Annotated in this window: 16 protein-coding genes; 11 read left to right on the forward strand and 5 right to left on the reverse strand. The window is 64.4% G+C overall.

Features of this window, described 5'->3' with window-relative positions; translation table 11 throughout:
- Positions 1-70 precede the first annotated feature (70 nt).
- Complete coding sequence (locus AC1D02_RS10455; protein ID WP_477316451.1) at positions 71-1,111, forward strand: DUF5694 domain-containing protein; 1,041 nt, start codon at positions 71-73, stop codon at positions 1,109-1,111.
- 16 nt (positions 1,112-1,127) lie between these two features.
- On the opposite strand, the gene AC1D02_RS10460 is transcribed toward AC1D02_RS10455, so the two are convergent.
- Both AC1D02_RS10460 and AC1D02_RS10465 read right to left on the reverse strand, forming a co-directional pair.
- Positions 1,128-2,915, reverse strand: a complete 1,788-nt coding sequence (locus AC1D02_RS10460; protein WP_477316453.1) for a tetratricopeptide repeat protein — start codon at positions 2,913-2,915, stop codon at positions 1,128-1,130.
- A 341-nt stretch (positions 2,916-3,256) separates the two neighbouring features.
- Positions 3,257-3,412, reverse strand: coding sequence for a hypothetical protein (locus tag AC1D02_RS10465; RefSeq protein ID WP_477316455.1), 156 nt, complete (start codon positions 3,410-3,412; stop codon positions 3,257-3,259).
- A gap of 124 nt (positions 3,413-3,536) precedes the next feature.
- Here AC1D02_RS10465 and AC1D02_RS10470 point away from each other — a divergent pair, with 124 nt between their 5' ends.
- The 3 genes from AC1D02_RS10470 to AC1D02_RS10480 are packed head-to-tail and all read left to right on the forward strand — an operon-like array spanning position 3,537 to position 5,015.
- A complete protein-coding gene (locus tag AC1D02_RS10470) occupies positions 3,537-4,160 on the forward strand; it encodes a glutathione S-transferase family protein (protein ID WP_477316457.1) in 624 nt (207 codons plus the stop codon).
- Between the two features lie 13 nt (positions 4,161-4,173).
- On the forward strand, positions 4,174-4,821 hold the full coding sequence (locus tag AC1D02_RS10475) for a glutathione S-transferase family protein (protein ID WP_477316459.1): 648 nt from the start codon (positions 4,174-4,176) through the stop codon (positions 4,819-4,821).
- Positions 4,818-5,015, forward strand: a complete 198-nt coding sequence (locus AC1D02_RS10480; protein ID WP_477316461.1) for a hypothetical protein — start codon at positions 4,818-4,820, stop codon at positions 5,013-5,015. Before AC1D02_RS10475 ends, AC1D02_RS10480 begins: the two co-directional genes overlap by 4 nt.
- On the opposite strand, the gene AC1D02_RS10485 is transcribed toward AC1D02_RS10480, so the two are convergent.
- Entirely contained in the window at positions 5,012-5,464 is a 453-nt protein-coding gene (locus tag AC1D02_RS10485; protein ID WP_477316463.1) for a putative toxin-antitoxin system toxin component, PIN family, read from the reverse strand. The genes AC1D02_RS10480 and AC1D02_RS10485 overlap by 4 nt on opposite strands.
- A 37-nt stretch (positions 5,465-5,501) precedes the next feature.
- Between AC1D02_RS10485 and yaaA the strand changes: the two genes are divergently transcribed.
- Positions 5,502-6,272, forward strand: coding sequence for a peroxide stress protein YaaA (gene yaaA / locus AC1D02_RS10490; protein WP_477316465.1), 771 nt, complete (start codon positions 5,502-5,504; stop codon positions 6,270-6,272).
- A gap of 48 nt (positions 6,273-6,320) precedes the next feature.
- On the opposite strand, the gene AC1D02_RS10495 is transcribed toward yaaA, so the two are convergent.
- The gene (locus AC1D02_RS10495) at positions 6,321-7,130 is read right to left on the reverse strand and encodes an outer membrane protein assembly factor BamD (protein ID WP_477316467.1); all 810 of its coding nucleotides are present in this window, start codon (positions 7,128-7,130) and stop codon (positions 6,321-6,323) included.
- 65 nt (positions 7,131-7,195) lie between these two features.
- On the opposite strand from AC1D02_RS10495, the gene AC1D02_RS10500 reads away from it, so the two are divergent.
- The gene (locus AC1D02_RS10500; protein ID WP_477316469.1) at positions 7,196-8,233 is read left to right on the forward strand and encodes an RluA family pseudouridine synthase; all 1,038 of its coding nucleotides are present in this window, start codon (positions 7,196-7,198) and stop codon (positions 8,231-8,233) included.
- On the forward strand, positions 8,233-9,012 hold the full coding sequence (gene pgeF, locus AC1D02_RS10505) for a peptidoglycan editing factor PgeF (RefSeq protein ID WP_477316471.1): 780 nt from the start codon (positions 8,233-8,235) through the stop codon (positions 9,010-9,012). Before AC1D02_RS10500 ends, pgeF begins: the two co-directional genes overlap by 1 nt.
- 87 nt (positions 9,013-9,099) lie before the next feature.
- On the opposite strand, the gene AC1D02_RS10510 is transcribed toward pgeF, so the two are convergent.
- The gene (locus AC1D02_RS10510) at positions 9,100-9,285 is read right to left on the reverse strand and encodes a hypothetical protein (protein WP_477316473.1); all 186 of its coding nucleotides are present in this window, start codon (positions 9,283-9,285) and stop codon (positions 9,100-9,102) included.
- Positions 9,286-9,332: 47 nt separating this feature from the next.
- Here AC1D02_RS10510 and phaC point away from each other — a divergent pair, with 47 nt between their 5' ends.
- From phaC to AC1D02_RS10530, 4 genes are all read left to right on the forward strand, one after another.
- The gene (gene phaC / locus AC1D02_RS10515; protein WP_477316475.1) at positions 9,333-11,066 is read left to right on the forward strand and encodes a class I poly(R)-hydroxyalkanoic acid synthase; all 1,734 of its coding nucleotides are present in this window, start codon (positions 9,333-9,335) and stop codon (positions 11,064-11,066) included.
- 169 nt (positions 11,067-11,235) lie between these two features.
- Positions 11,236-11,790 (forward strand): polyhydroxyalkanoate synthesis repressor PhaR, encoded by a 555-nt coding sequence (phaR, locus tag AC1D02_RS10520; RefSeq protein WP_477316477.1) that lies wholly within the window; start codon positions 11,236-11,238, stop codon positions 11,788-11,790.
- A 162-nt stretch (positions 11,791-11,952) separates the two neighbouring features.
- Positions 11,953-13,362, forward strand: a complete 1,410-nt coding sequence (gene rimO, locus AC1D02_RS10525) for a 30S ribosomal protein S12 methylthiotransferase RimO (protein ID WP_477316479.1) — start codon at positions 11,953-11,955, stop codon at positions 13,360-13,362.
- Positions 13,362-14,525 (forward strand): cystathionine beta-lyase, encoded by a 1,164-nt coding sequence (locus AC1D02_RS10530; protein WP_477316481.1) that lies wholly within the window; start codon positions 13,362-13,364, stop codon positions 14,523-14,525. Before rimO ends, AC1D02_RS10530 begins: the two co-directional genes overlap by 1 nt.
- Positions 14,526-14,559: the final 34 nt, after the last annotated feature.

The raw sequence follows: 14,559 nt of genomic DNA on the forward strand, positions 1-14,559 counted from the left end.
TGTGAGCATTCGTGTTCGCTAAATTTCACAGGAGATGGGTATGCGGGGGATATTTTGCCTGGCGATTTCGATGGCTGTTTCGGGCCTGGCCGCGGCGCAGGGCTACCAGCCCGATTTCGTTCCGAGCGCACTGAAAGGCCCGGCCTCCGGGACTCCGAACGAAGTGCTGGTGCTCGGTTCGCCGCACATATCCCAACTGCCGCCGTCATTCGATACCGCCAATTTGCGGCTGCTGAACGATCGGCTTGCCGACTGGCGGCCGCAGGCGATCGCCATCGAAGCGCTCTCCGGATTGCAGTGCGATTTCCTGCGCCGCTATCCGTACCGCTACAAGGACTCGGTCGAATATTGCTGGGATGCGGCGCCTGCGCGCGCTGCCACCGGGCTCGACGTGATCGCCGCCTCGGCGGAAGCGGAAAAAATGCTCGCAGCCTGGCCCGCAAGCCCCAGTGCGCAGCAGCGCCGGCGCCTGGCGGCGGTATTGCTTGCGGCAGGCGAGCAGGCTTCGGCAATGGTGCAGTGGCTGCGCCTGCCCGACGCCGAGAGGCATGCAGGCGAGGGCCTCGATGCGGCGTTGGTCGATCGGCTCAACACGCTGGGGCGCAAGCGCGACGAGAGTTACCTGATCGCCGCCGAGCTGGCCGCCCGGCTCGGCCACGAACGCGTGTATGCGATGGACGATCACACGGCCGACACCATGACCGAGGATGAAAAAGCCGCGGGCGCCGCGATCATGAAGGCGTGGGACAACCCGGCCAACCAGCAACGCAAACGGACGGACCAGGCGCAGCGCGAGCGGCTCGGCACGCCGGAGGACGTGCTGTCGTTGTATCGCGCCTACAACGGCGCCGGCATGGGCAAGGTGGTATTCGACAGCGACTTCGGCGCTGCCTTGAACGAGCCGTCGCCCCAGGGGTTCGGACGCGGCTACGTCGGCTACTGGGAAACGCGTAACCTGCGCATGGCGGCCAATATCCGCGACGTGCTCGGCGCGCGGCACGGCATCCGCATGCTGGTGGTGGTCGGCGCGTCGCACAAGGGCTATCTGGAAGCGTACCTGCACCAGATGCACGACGTGCGTGTGGTCGACGCCACGCCGCTGTTGAAATGATGTCTGGGGCGGCGTGCTATGGCGCGACGCCCGACAGCTTCGCGAGAAGTTCGCGCGCCTCCAGGGCGCCATCGGAGCGAGGCGCCAGCGCAATCAGGGCGTTCAGTTTCGCCCTGGCCTCGGCAAGCCGGTGCACGCCGGCCAGCGCCTGCGCCGCGCCGATGTACGGAGCGCCGCACTTCGGTTCGGCGGCGATGCCGCGTTCGAATTCGGCGAGCGCTTCGGGAATCCGCCCGGAGCGCGCCAGCACTCGTCCAGCGTCGTCGAACAGAATGCAGCGCCGGGGAGAATAGTACTGGCCCTGGCGAAGCAGACGAATCGCCTCATCGGGTTTCTGCAGTTTTTCAAGCGCCAGTGCGAGCCAGTGGTAGTCTTCCATCGAGCTGCCCGGCGCGGCCTGAAGGCGCGCGCCGGCTTCGCGTTCGACGCCGGCATAATCGGCGTTGGCATACATGACCGCCGCCTTCAGACGGGTGAAATCGGCGCGTTCGGTCGGCATCACCGCCCGCGCTTCCCGATACACCTTCTCGGCTTCGGCGCCTTCGCCCAAACCGGCCAACGCCGAAATCAGATTCGTATGCGCGAAATAATTCAGGATGTCGTGCTGGTCCTGGCTCCTGGCGATCGCCTGGCGGGCTGCCTCAGCCCCTTCGCGCAGATGGCGCACACCGGGCCGTTCGGTCAGGACGGCGCTCAGATAGACCCAGGAATTCGCGGCGTCCGGATGCAGCAGGGCGATATTTCGCGCAATCGCCGCTCCCTGTTCTTCCGCGTAGCCGCAATTGACCAGGTAGCGCGCTTCCGACCACTGTTCCCACAGCTCGTCGTACTTCGCGAAGTTCTTCAGGTCGGACAGCGCGTTTTCCGCGGTTTTGCAATCGAGCGAATTCAAGGCCAGCGACACGCGCCGCCGCAAGGCGCCGCGCTTGACCGATTCGGCAATCGGCATGCTCGCGGCCCGGATGTACAGGCGATCCGCCTCCTTGCGGTGATCGAGCCGGAAGTTGACTTCGGCCGCGTTCATCACCGCGAGGCCGAGGTTCGGATCGTAGTGCAGAGCGGTGTTGAAGGCGGCGAGCGCTTCGCGCAGACGGTCCTGCCGCATCAGCGCGCCGCCGTATGCGTCGTACGCCACCGCGATGGCGTTGCGCGGGAGGCGCGGACTGGCGTTGGTCATCTTTACGACGAGCCTGGACAGGGCGCCGATGTCCTGCGGCGTCTTCGCCGTCAGCCCCTGGTAACTGGCCAAAACCGCCGGCTGCGTCGCTTCGTAGACGTAATCGGCGACGCCGCCCATCAACGCTTCCCACTGCGCAAGCGGGCCGCGCACGGTCACAGGCGGGTTGCCGGCGACGCGGGCGCGGATCGTCACCGACTCGCCGTCGACCAACATCTCGCCGGCCACGCCGATCTCGTTGCCGGTCAGGTGGCGCAAATAGGAGAACACCGACTGCAGCGTGAAGTGCGTCTGCGGAATCGCCACTTCGCTGCGGTGGTCGGTCCACGCCTCCTTCAGTTCGCCCGCATCGAGCGTGGTGACCGTTTTGCGCCGTTTGATCAGTTCATCGAACAGGGTCTTGGCAACGATCTCCCCATTTACGCCGTGCTCCTTCATCCGGGGCGAAACGTCGAAGGCGGCGATATTCAGGGTTTGCCGATACGCCTCCAGATAGCAGATCGCCAGCGCGACAATGACGCCGGTGAGCACGGCCAGCGCGATGACGCCATTGCGAAGAACGATCAGGCGCTTGTTGACCCAGTCGTATTTGCTGGCATGGCCGATCAGCTTGAGCTCATGGCGCACGGCGACCAGGGTTTCCGCGAGGCCCTCGACCTGGACGGGCGCCGGGTGTGGGACTGGCGCGGGCTTCCGCGCAATCGCTCGATTGGGGTCCGCATGCTGCTCCGTCATGGCGCCGCCTTTCCTTGAAAAACGAAATCGGAAAGCTACTGGGGGTCTAAGTCAGATTCTCGAACGTAACGCTATTGTAGGATCGCGCGTCATTCGCATCCAATGAATCATCGCCGAAGATGTTGTTACTACGCACTCAGCGGCGGGCCGCCCGGCCAGCGTCGGTTCCTGTAATGTTTTCGCGTCTACATCGTGATGTTCGTTGGGAAATTTTGGATATCGAATGCTCGCGTTCAGGAGCCTTCGCGCTTCGGCAGCATTGGTGGAATTTTATTTTCCACCACGATGACGCGGGTGTCGATCGCACCGGAATGCTCCTGTTTGACTACTTGTGTGGCGACTTCCCGTCGACGCGGGGGCAGCTGGGGAGGACGAGGGAAAAAAGCCATTTAGCTCCTGGGTGCAGTGGTGAAAGTGACAGCTAAGTGAGGCTGATTATATTTTTCGCAAGTGCATTTTTCAGACCGGGCAACGGCCCTATAATTAAAGCACTGTCTGGAATGGAGGATCGCCGTGATTCGAATCCTGGGGAAAGCGAGTTCGATCAACGTGCGCAAGGTATTGTGGACTTGCGCGGAATTGGACTTGCCATTCGAGCGTGAGGACTGGGGCAGCGGTTTTCGCCCGACCGACTCGCCGGAATTCCTGGCCCTGAACCCGAACGCAATGGTGCCGGTGCTGGTCGATGGCGACACCGTGCTGTGGGAGTCGAACACGATTTGCCGCTACCTGGCCGGGCGATACGCCGCGGGCCGGCTGTTGCCGGGCGATCCGGTGCGGCGCGCCCGCGTGGAGCAATGGATGGACTGGCAGGCGACCGAACTGAACAACGCATGGCGCTACGCCTTCATGGCCCTGGTGCGCGACAGTGCCGCGCATCGCGATGCCGCCCAGGTGGCGGCCAGCGCGGCGCAGTGGAACCGGCACATGCGGATCCTCGAAGCCCAACTGGAACGGACCGGCGCATTTGCCGCCGGCGCCGAGTTCTCGCTGGCCGACGTCGTCCTCGGCCTGTCGGTCAACCGATGGCTGATGACGCCGATCGACCGTCCGGCGCTTGCCGCGGTCGATTCGTATGTGGCGCGCTTGCGCGAGAGACCGGCGTATCTTCAATTTGCCGGCAACGGCGTCCCTTGAGCGGAGGCGCACGATGACCATCACGATCACCGCGTTCGAACGGTCGCCCGACGGCGGCAAGGGACTGGCGCGCGACACGCGCGTGCGCTGGGCGCTGGAGGAGGTCGGCCAACCCTACGCGGTGCGCCTGGTTTCATTCGCCGCGATGAAGGAAGCCGCGCACCTGGCGCTGAACCCGTTCGGCCAGATTCCGACCTACGAGGAGGGCGACCTGGTCCTGTTCGAGACGGGCGGGATCGTGCTCCATATCGGCGAGCGCCATGCGGGCCTGCTGCCGGCCGACCCGAATGCGAGGGCGCGCGCGATCACCTGGATGTTCGCCGCGGTCAACACGGTAGAGCCGCCGATCCTCGAACTGTCAGGCGCCAAAGTGCTGGAGCACGACAAGCCGTGGTACGAGGCGCGGATGCCGCTGGTCGCGCAGCGCGTGAGGGACCGGCTGGTCCCGCTTTCGCGCCGCCTCGGCGATGCCGACTGGCTCGACGGCGAGTTCAGCGCGGGCGACCTGATGATGGTGTCGGTGCTGCTCCGGCTGAGGGCGTCGGGCATCCTGGACGAATATCCGAACCTCGCCGCCTATGTCGCCCGCGGCGAAGCGCGGCCGGCGTACAAGCGGGCATTCGAGGCGCAACTGGCGGTCAACGCAGGAGGAATCCGATGAAACCTTTTACTTCATTCGCGGTCGCATTGTTCGCGCTGATCGCAGTCGCCCACGTGCTTCGCCTGATTTTTGCCTGGGAAGTCGTGGTCGCGGGCTTTGTGATTCCGGTGTGGTGGAGTTTCGCCGGTTTCCTCATCGCCGGTGGTTTGGCGCTGATGCTCTGGCGCGAAACGAGCGCGTCGGCCCGCCTTTAATCGAGCTCCGCCGCCTGCGCCTTGATCCACGCTTCCGGCAGCATGATCCGGAACAGTCCCGCCTGCGCGGTCTTGCGCGCCAGTTTCAGCAGCGCCTTGTCCTTGGTGATCAGCACGGCGGCGCGGGCGTCGCGCGCCACTTCGAGAAATTTCTGGTCGTCGCGATCGGTGCAGACCGGCAAGCGCACCAGGCTCACTTCCGGCGCCACCACCTTGACCAGCGCATCGAAGCGCGCCGCCGCCAGCGGGCGGCTGTCGTCGTCGAGCGGCAGGTGCTTGTAGTGCAGCACGATGTTGTACTCGTCGCGGCAGTCGGCGCGGGTGACCGCTTCGACGGCGCCGCTCTCGAGCGCGGCGAGCAGGCTGGCCCAGCGCGGATCGTGGAATACCATCAGGTCGAGGCAAACATTGGTATCGATGACGATGCGTTCTGCTGGTACGGGTATCATGTCGGCAATTCTATTTGTTGGATGTTGATCGAATCTTATGCTGATTGTCTTGTCGCCTGCAAAATCCCTCGACTTCGAAACCCGCCCCACCACGAAACTGACCACCACGCCCGACCTGCTGGATCGCTCCGGCGAGCTGATCGACGTCCTGCGCGGCTACTCGCTGGGCCAGGTCGCTGAACTGATGAGCCTGTCCGATACGCTGGCCGCGCTCAACGTCGCCCGCTACGGCACCTGGAGCGCCGACCCCGCCGGCGCGCGCCAGGCCATCATGGCCTTCAACGGCGACGTCTACCACGGTCTCGATGCGCGCTCGCTCAAGCCGAAGGCGCTGGGCTGGACCCAGCAGAACGTGCGCATCCTGTCGGGCCTGTACGGCGTGCTGCGCCCGTTCGACCTGATCCACCCGCACCGCCTGGAAATGGGCACCCGCCTGCCGACGCCGGGGGCGAAGGACTTGTACGGATTCTGGGGCGACACCGTCACCGGCAAGCTGAACGAGGCGATCGCCGCGAACGGCGCCGAGGCGCTGGTCAATCTCGCGTCGGAAGAGTATTTCCGCTCGGTGCGGCCGAAGCTGCTGCCGGTGCCGGTAATCACGCCGGTGTTCGAAGACTGGAAGGACGGCCGGTACAAGATCATTTCGTTCTTCGCCAAGCGCGCCCGCGGCATGATGGCGCGCTACGCGGCGGAGAAGGGCATCACGGACGTCGAAAAGCTCAAGCGTTTCAAGGTCGACGGCTACGCGTTCGACAAGAAAGCGTCCAGCGCCAACGAGTGGGTGTTCCGGCGCAAGCTGGTGGCTTGATGCGAAACCAGGGTCTGACCCGATTGGGTCAGACCCTGCGAAGCCGATTTAGTCGGCCTTCTTGGACCAGAAGTTCAGCCAGTTGCGCTGGCCGGCGTTCGGGTTCATGAAGCGGCTGTTCGGATAGTTCTTGACGAACACGCGCTGGGCGTCGTCGCGCAGGTCGAGGTTGCCCATCTTGTCGTAGCAGCGGATCATCAGGAACAGCGCTTCTTCGCGCGCCGGCGCATCGGTGTAGTCCGTGACGGCGCCTTGCGCGCGGTTCAGCGCGGCCAGGTAGGCGCCGCGGCGGAAGTAGTAATTGGCCACGTGCACTTCATACTGCGCCATCGCGTTGACCAGGTACTTCATGCGCGCGATCGCATCCGGCGTGTACTTGCTGTTCGGGAATTTGTCGACCAGCGCCTTGAACGCGGCGAACGATTCGCGCGTCGCCTTCGGGTCGCGCTCGGTCGGATCCTGCGAATAGATGATGCTCATGAAGCCGACCGAATCGTTGAAATTGATCAGGCCGCGCAGGTAGTACATGTAGTCGGCCTGCGGATGATTCGGGTGCAGCTTGATGAAGCGTTCGACCGCGGCGAGGGCCTGGGCCTGGTCCTGGGTCTTGTAGTAGCCATAGGCGATTTCCATCTGCGCCTGGGTCGCGTACGTGCCGAACGGATAGTTCGCTTCGAGCTTTTCCCACAGCTTGATGGCTGCCTCGTAGTGGGCGCCATCCATTTCGGAGCGCGCCTCCGAGTATAATTTCGTCACCGACCAGTTTTTGGTCTCGTCGGATTTATCCGGCAACAAGCTGCAAGCAGACATACCTAGCAGTACACATGAAGCAACCAACAAAGATAATTTTTTTTGCATGACGTTTTGCAAGAGAGTATTTACCGAGATTCAACGAAAGGCTGATTATAGCCGATGGGACTGCTGTGACTTTAACTTCAACGCCGAATTCGGCGGTTTTACCCCTCGACCCTGATTTCGACGACGAGATCGACGTCGATTTCGCCTACGAGAACGGCGGCGCCGACCTGTCCCCGATCACCCTCGAGCTGACCCCGGCCGCCTGCGGCCAGCGTCTCGACAAGGTGATCGCCGGCCTGGTGCCGCAATTTTCCCGCAGCCGCCTGCAGCAATGGTTCGACGGCGGCTTCGTGCTGGTCGACGGCAAGCCGGCGCGCGGCAAGGATACCGCGTACGGCGACGAAACGATAGTCGTCACCCCGCAGGCCGCGCCGGAAGACACCGCCTTCACGCCCGAAGAGATCCGCCTCGACATCGTCCACGAGGACGAGCACATCATGGTGATCAACAAGCCGGCCGGCCTGGTGGTCCATCCGGGCGCCGGCAACTGGTCGGGCACCTTGCTCAACGGCCTGCTGTTCCACGCGCCGCAACTGGCCAACGTGCCGCGCGCCGGCATCGTGCACCGGCTCGACAAGGACACCAGCGGTTTGATGGTGGTCGGCAAGACGCTGGCCGCCCAGACCGACCTGGTGCGCCAGCTGCAGGCGCGCACCGTCAAGCGCGAGTACTTTGCGCTGGTGTGGGGCACGCCGCGCGAAGCCGGCACCGTCGACGCGCCGATCGCGCGCGACGCCAAGGACCGCATCAAGATGGCGGTGTCGAACAACTTCACGGCCAAGCCGGCCATCACGCACTACCAGGTGATTGCCAGCGGCCTGCTGGACCGCCGCCCGGTCAGCCTGGTGCAGTGCCAGCTCGAGACCGGACGCACCCACCAGATCCGCGTGCACATGCAGCACCTCGGCTTCGCGCTGGTGGGCGACTCCACCTACGGCAAGCAGCACCTGACGCCGGTATTCCCGCGCCAGGCGCTGCAGGCGCGCCGCCTCGGCCTGGTCCATCCGGCCACCGGCGAGGATTGCGAATGGATCGTGCCGCTGGCCGCCGATTTCGCCGCCTTGATCGAAGACGCGGGCATCGAAGAGCCGGACCTGGTCTGATGGCCGAAATGATCCTGCCCGACTGGCCGGACGCGCCCGCGAACGTCGGCGCACTGGCCAGCACGCGCCGCGGCGGCTGGAGCACCGGCCCCTACGACGACGGCGCGGGGGGCGGCGGGCTCAATCTGGGCATGCACGTCAACGACGATCCCGACACCGTCCGCAGGAACCGCGCCGCGGTGCGCGCCATGCTGCCGGGCGACCCGGCGTGGATCTCGCAGGTGCACGGCGTCGCCGTCGTGGACGCGGCCACCGTGGGGCCGGACCAGCCGGTGCGCGTGGCCGACGCCAGCATCGCGACCCAGTCTGGCGTGGTGTGCGCGGTGCTGACGGCGGACTGCCTGCCGGTGCTGTTCGCCGACGTGGACGGCAAGGTGGTGGGCGCCGCGCACGCGGGCTGGCGCGGCCTGGCGGCCGGCGTGCTGGCCGCGACGGTGAGCGCGATGCGCGAGGCCGGCGCCTGCGAGGTCACGGCCTGGCTCGGGCCGGCGATCGGTCCGGCGCAGTTCGAAGTGGGGCCGGACGTATTGGACAGCTTCCTTGCCAGCGGCGCCGACGCGGAAAAGGTGCGGGCGGCCTTTGCGCTTTATCCCGGGCGCCCCGGCAAGTACCTGGCCAACATGAATGCACTGGCCAAACTGCTGCTGGCGCGCGATGGCGTGACGCGTGTGTGGGGCGGCAGCCACTGCACCGCCAGCGAGACCGACCGATTCTATTCGTATCGGCGCGATGGCGTGACGGGCCGCCTGGCCAGCCTGATCTGGCTGAAGCCCGATTAGCACGGGCCGCGGCTCAAGGTCTGGGGTCAGGTCCGGTGGACCTGACCCCGGGTTTGTCGGCGCCGCGTGAACTTGCTCATGCCGCTGTCACGCCTCCGGAGGCGTCGGTTTTTCACGTCGTGCGCGCCGCGCCTTCGACCCCGCGATATAAAAAAGTAAAGACAACGGCAACACGCAATAGAACAAAAAGGTCATAATTCCAGCAACGACGGACGGTTCGGTGAGCGCCATCAGGCCCACCACATAAACCCAGGCAACGGCGACAATCCACATAGATTTCCTTCGGCAGAAACCGCAATTGTAACCAATGGAACCCACTCATGAACAAGCCTGATCCTCAAGCCATGGCAAGCGCCTGGATGGCGCAGTTTTCCGACCCCTCCACCTGGCAGTCGTGGATGAAGATGCCGCAGCAGGACGCCAACCCCCTGGCCGGCGTGCTGAAGGAAGTCGGCGCCCACATCAGCCCGGCCGCGATGGAGTCGCTGCGCAACGACTACCTGCAAAAGGCCGGCGCGCTTTGGCAGGACATGGCGATGATGAAGATGCCCGAGCTGAAGGACCGCCGCTTCGCCGCGCCCGAGTGGCTGGCCAATCCGCTGTCGGCGTTTTCCGCCGCTTCCTACCTGCTCAATTCGCACTTCCTGACCGCGATGGCCGAAGCCGTTGACGCCGCCCCGCGCGACAAGCAGAAGATCCGCTTCGCCGTGCAGCAGCTGGTCGACGCGATGTCGCCGGCGAACTTCCTCGCCACCAATCCGGAAGCGCAAAAGACCCTGCTGGACTCCAAGGGCGAAAGCCTGGCCAAGGGCCTGGCCAATATGCTGGGCGACATGCAGAAGGGCCGCATCTCGCTGTCCGACGAATCCGCGTTCGAGGTGGGCCGCAACGTCGCCACCACGCCGGGCGAGGTGGTGTTCGAGAACGACCTGTTCCAGCTGATTCAGTACACCCCGAGCAGCGCTACCGTACACGCGGTGCCGCTGGTGATGGTCCCGCCGTGCATCAACAAGTTCTACATCCTCGACCTGCAGCCCGAGAACTCGGTGGTGCGCTACGCGGTCGAACAGGGCAACACGGTGTTCCTGGTCTCGTGGCGCAATCCCGACAAGTCGCTGGGCAAGGTCACGTGGGACGACTATGTGGAGAAGGGCGCGATCGAAGCGATCCGCGTGGCGCGCGAAATCACCGGCGCACCGAAGGTCAATGCCTTCGGCTTCTGCGTCGGCGGCACCATCGTCACCACCGCGCTGGCGGTGCTGGCCGCGCGCGGCGAACAGCCGGCCGCCAGCCTCACCCTGCTCACCACCTTGCTCGACTTCGAAGACACCGGCGTGCTGGACGTCTTCATCGACGAAAGCCAGGTCGCGCAGCGCGAGAAGCAGCTGGCCAAGGGCGGCCTGATGCCGGGCCGCGACCTGGCCACGACCTTCTCGTCGCTGCGCCCGAACGACCTGGTATGGAACTACGTCCAGTCCAACTACCTGAAAGGCAAGGAGCCGCCGCCGTTCGACCTGCTGTACTGGAACTCGGACAGCACCAACCTGCCGGGCCCGATGTTCTGCTACTACCTGCGTAATATGTACCTGGAAAACAAGCTGCGCGAACCGGGCGCGCTGAGCACCGCGGGCGCGAAGATCGACCTCGGCGCCATCGACGCGCCGGTGTTCATCTACGGCTCGCGCGAGGACCACATCGTGCCGTGGGATGCGGCGTACGAGTCGATGAAGCTGCTCAACCCGGGCAAGCCGAAGAACAACCGCTACGTGCTGGGCGCGTCCGGCCACATCGCCGGCGTGATCAATCCCGCCTCGAAGGGCAAGCGCAGCTACTGGACCAACGACGCCAGGCCGAAGGCCAAGGCGAAGATCCTGGACGCCAAGTCGTGGATGGAAGGCGCCACCGAGCACAAGGGCAGCTGGTGGGTCGAATGGGCCGCTTTCCTGGCCGAAAATGGCGGAAAAGACGTCAAAGCGCCCGCCAAAGCCGGTAACAAGCAGTATCCGCCGATCGAGCCGGCGCCGGGCCGCTACGTCAAGACGCGTGCCGATTAAGGTTGTCAGGCTTTTACTTTAAGTTGCGTTCCGATAAATGCTGCACTTGCGCGCCCAACATGGTATTTTGACGAATATTCAACCTATAATTCACGTATAGGCCAGTCACGGAGCGGACTTCGGTTCGCTTTTTTAAGAAGGCGCTGCGGCGCAATAAGTGGAACTTGAGATGAGTAGTGCAAAGAAAAGTACTGAACGCCTGATCAAGAAATACCCAAACCGTCGGCTGTACGACACCCAGACCAGTTCGTACATCACGCTGACGGACGTCAAGCAACTGGTGCTCGACGCGGACGAATTCACGGTGGTCGATGCCAAGTCGAACGAAGACCTCACGCGCAGCATCCTCCTGCAAATCATCCTGGAAGAAGAAGCGGCCGGCGCCCCGATGTTCTCGAGCGCGGTGCTGTCGCAGATCATCCGATACTACGGCCATGCGATGCAGGGGATGATGGGTTCCTACCTGGAAAAGAACGTCCAGGCCTTCACCGACATCCAGAACAAGTTCACCACCGGCACGACCGGCGGTTTCGAAGGCAAGCCGTTCAGCCCGGAAATGTGGACCCAGTTCATGAACGTCCAGGGCCCGATGATGCAAGGCATGATGAACAACTACATCGACCAGAGCAAGAACCTGTTCGTGCAGATGCAGGAACAGATGCAAACGCAGAGCAAGTCGATTTTCGGCGCGTTCCCGTTCCCGCCGGTCGATACCAAAAAGTAGATCTTTGGCCGTAAGGCCGTCGTTCCTGCGAAGGCAGGAACCCATGCTGAGCTAGCAACACAGGTACCCGGATTCGGCATGGGTACCTGCCTCCGCAGGTACGACATTCCGTATGGATGCGGTACAATGGAAGATTAGTCTGCCTGAGTACAGCCTCCCATCATGTCCGAACTTCGCCGCATCCCCGTTCCCGCCGCATCCGATTCCCTCGTCAACGCCCCCGCCAACGCGCCCAAAGTCGGCTTCGTATCGCTCGGCTGCCCGAAAGCGCTGGTCGATTCCGAGCAGATCCTGACCCAGCTGCGCGCGGAAGGCTACGAAACCGCCAAGTCCTACGACGGCGCCGACCTGGTGATCGTCAACACCTGCGGCTTCATCGACGCCGCGGTGCAGGAGTCGCTCGACGCGATCGGCGAGGCGCTGGCCGAAAACGGCAAGGTCATCGTCACCGGCTGCCTCGGCGCCAAGAAGGATGCGTCCGGCGACGACATCATCATGAAGGTGCATCCCAAGGTGCTGGCCGTGACCGGCCCGCATGCGCTGGCCGAAGTGATGGACTCGGTCCACCTGCACCTGCCGAAGCCGCACGCGCCGTTCTTCGACCTGGTGCCGGCGCAGGGCGTCAAGCTGACCCCGAAACACTACGCCTACCTGAAAATCTCCGAAGGCTGCAACCACCGCTGCAGCTTCTGCATCATCCCGTCGATGCGCGGCGACCTGGTGTCGCGCCCGATCGCCGACCTGATGCTCGAAGCCGAGAACCTGTTCAAGGCCGGCGTCAAGGAGCTGCTGGTCATCTCGCAGGACACCAGCGCCTACGGCGTCGACGTCAAGTTCCGCTCCGGCTTCTGGAACGGCCGCCCGGTCAAGACCCACATGACGCAGCTGGTCGAAGCGCTCGGCCAGCTGGCCGCGCAGTACGGTGCGTGGGTGCGCCTGCACTACGTCTATCCGTACCCGCACGTCGACCAGGTGATCCCGATGATGAGCGGCGGCCACGTGCTGCCTTACCTCGACATCCCGATGCAGCACGCGCACCCTGATGTCCTCAAGCGCATGAAGCGTCCGGCCAGCGGCGAGAAGAACCTGGACCGCATCCAGGCCTGGCGCGCGATGAACCCGGACCTGACGATCCGCTCGACCTTCATTGCCGGCTTCCCCGGCGAGACCGAAGCCGAATTCGAATACCTGCTCGACTTCCTCAGGGAAGCGCAGATCGACCGTCTCGGCTGCTTCGCCTATTCGCCGGTCGAAGGCGCGACCGCCAACCTGCTCGACAACCCGGTGCCGGAAGAACTGCGCGAAGAGCGCCGCGCCCGCGTGATGCTGCTGCAGGAAGAGATCTCGGCCAAGCGCCTGCAGGCCAAGGTCGGCAAGACCGTGCGCGTGCTGATCGACGAAGTCAACGCCCGCGAAGCGATCGGCCGCTCGTCCGCCGACGCGCCTGAAATCGACGGCGTGGTGCACATCAAGCGCTCGCTGGTGCCGGGCAAGAAGCTGGCGGTGGGCGAGTTCGCCGATGTCGTCGTCACGTCCGCCGACGCGCACGACCTGTGGGCCTCGGTGGCGTAATGAAGAAGAAGTCGCCGCAGACCACGCTGATCCACAGCGATTACGCAGCGCCGGAAGGCTTCGCCGCTTACCCGACTGCGATCCACCACGCTTCGACGGTCCTGTTCAAGGACGTCGCGGCGATGCGCTCGGGCGAGTGGAAAGAGAAGAACGCCTATACCTACGGCCTGCACGGCACGCCGACCACGTTTACGCTGGAAGCGCGCCTGGCCGAAATCGAAGGCGGCAGCTACTGCCTGCTGGCGCCGTCCGGCCTGGCGGCGATCGCGATGGTCGACTTCGCGCTGCTCAAGACCGGCGACGACGTGCTCCTGCCGGACAATGTCTACAACCCGAACCGCGAGCTGGGAAACTGGCTCACGCGCGACTTCGGCATCACCGCGCGCTACTACAATCCGCTGGTGGGCAGCGCGATCGCGGACCTGATCCAGCCGAACACGAAGCTGATCTGGACCGAGGCCCCGGGATCGGTGTCGATGGAAGTGCCGGACCTGCCGGCGATCTGCAAGGCCGCCCACGAGAAGGGCGTGCTGGTCGCGCTCGACAACACCTGGTCGGCCGGCCTCGCGCTGCGCGGCTTCGATCACGGTGTCGACATCATCATGCAGGCGCTGACCAAATACCAGTCGGGCGGCTCGGACGTGCTGATGGGCGCTCTCGTCACGCGCGACCGCGCGCTCAACGACCGGCTGGCGCTGGCCCACATGCGGCTGGGGATGGGCGTGAGCCCGGACGACGCTTACCTGGTGATGCGCGGCCTGCCGAGCATGAAGCTGCGCTTCGAAGCGCACGACGCCAGCGCGCGGGCAGTGGCGCAGTGGCTCAAGGGACGTCCCGAAATCAGCAAGGTGCTGCATCCGGCATTCGAGGACTGCCCGGGTCACGACATCTGGAAGCGCGATTTCAACGGCGCCGGCGGCTTGTTCTCGGTGCTGTTCGATCCGAAGTACACCGAGGCGCAGACCGACCGCTTCGTCGACAAGCTGACCCTGTTCGGCCTTGGCTACAGCTGGGGCGGCGCAAACAGCCTGGTGATGCCGTACCGGATCCAGGCGATGCGCCAGGGCTGGCACGACGGCGGCATGCTGGTGCGCTTCAACATCGGGCTGGAAGACACGGCCGACCTGATCGCCGACATCGAACAGGCCTTCGCCGCGATGTGAAAGCAGAAGGGGCCCGGTCCCGGGCCCCTTCTTC

The organism is Massilia sp. P1_C10 (assembly GCF_056406475.1).

What these genes read in the sequence shown, in the direction of transcription:
- AC1D02_RS10495 (WP_477316467.1), bottom strand. Translation starts at nt 7,130, where the DNA reads ATGCAAAAAAAATTATCTTTGTTGGTTGCTTCATGTGTACTGCTAGGT.
- phaR (WP_477316477.1), top strand. Translation starts at nt 11,236, where the DNA reads ATGAGTAGTGCAAAGAAAAGTACTGAACGCCTGATCAAGAAATACCCA.
- yaaA (WP_477316465.1), top strand. Translation starts at nt 5,502, where the DNA reads ATGCTGATTGTCTTGTCGCCTGCAAAATCCCTCGACTTCGAAACCCGC.
- AC1D02_RS10465 (WP_477316455.1), bottom strand. Translation starts at nt 3,412, where the DNA reads ATGGCTTTTTTCCCTCGTCCTCCCCAGCTGCCCCCGCGTCGACGGGAA.
- AC1D02_RS10475 (WP_477316459.1), top strand. Translation starts at nt 4,174, where the DNA reads ATGACCATCACGATCACCGCGTTCGAACGGTCGCCCGACGGCGGCAAG.
- rimO (WP_477316479.1), top strand. Translation starts at nt 11,953, where the DNA reads ATGTCCGAACTTCGCCGCATCCCCGTTCCCGCCGCATCCGATTCCCTC.
- AC1D02_RS10530 (WP_477316481.1), top strand. Translation starts at nt 13,362, where the DNA reads ATGAAGAAGAAGTCGCCGCAGACCACGCTGATCCACAGCGATTACGCA.
- AC1D02_RS10510 (WP_477316473.1), bottom strand. Translation starts at nt 9,285, where the DNA reads ATGTGGATTGTCGCCGTTGCCTGGGTTTATGTGGTGGGCCTGATGGCG.
- phaC (WP_477316475.1), top strand. Translation starts at nt 9,333, where the DNA reads ATGAACAAGCCTGATCCTCAAGCCATGGCAAGCGCCTGGATGGCGCAG.
- pgeF (WP_477316471.1), top strand. Translation starts at nt 8,233, where the DNA reads ATGGCCGAAATGATCCTGCCCGACTGGCCGGACGCGCCCGCGAACGTC.
- AC1D02_RS10480 (WP_477316461.1), top strand. Translation starts at nt 4,818, where the DNA reads ATGAAACCTTTTACTTCATTCGCGGTCGCATTGTTCGCGCTGATCGCA.
- AC1D02_RS10455 (WP_477316451.1), top strand. Translation starts at nt 71, where the DNA reads ATGGCTGTTTCGGGCCTGGCCGCGGCGCAGGGCTACCAGCCCGATTTC.
- AC1D02_RS10485 (WP_477316463.1), bottom strand. Translation starts at nt 5,464, where the DNA reads ATGATACCCGTACCAGCAGAACGCATCGTCATCGATACCAATGTTTGC.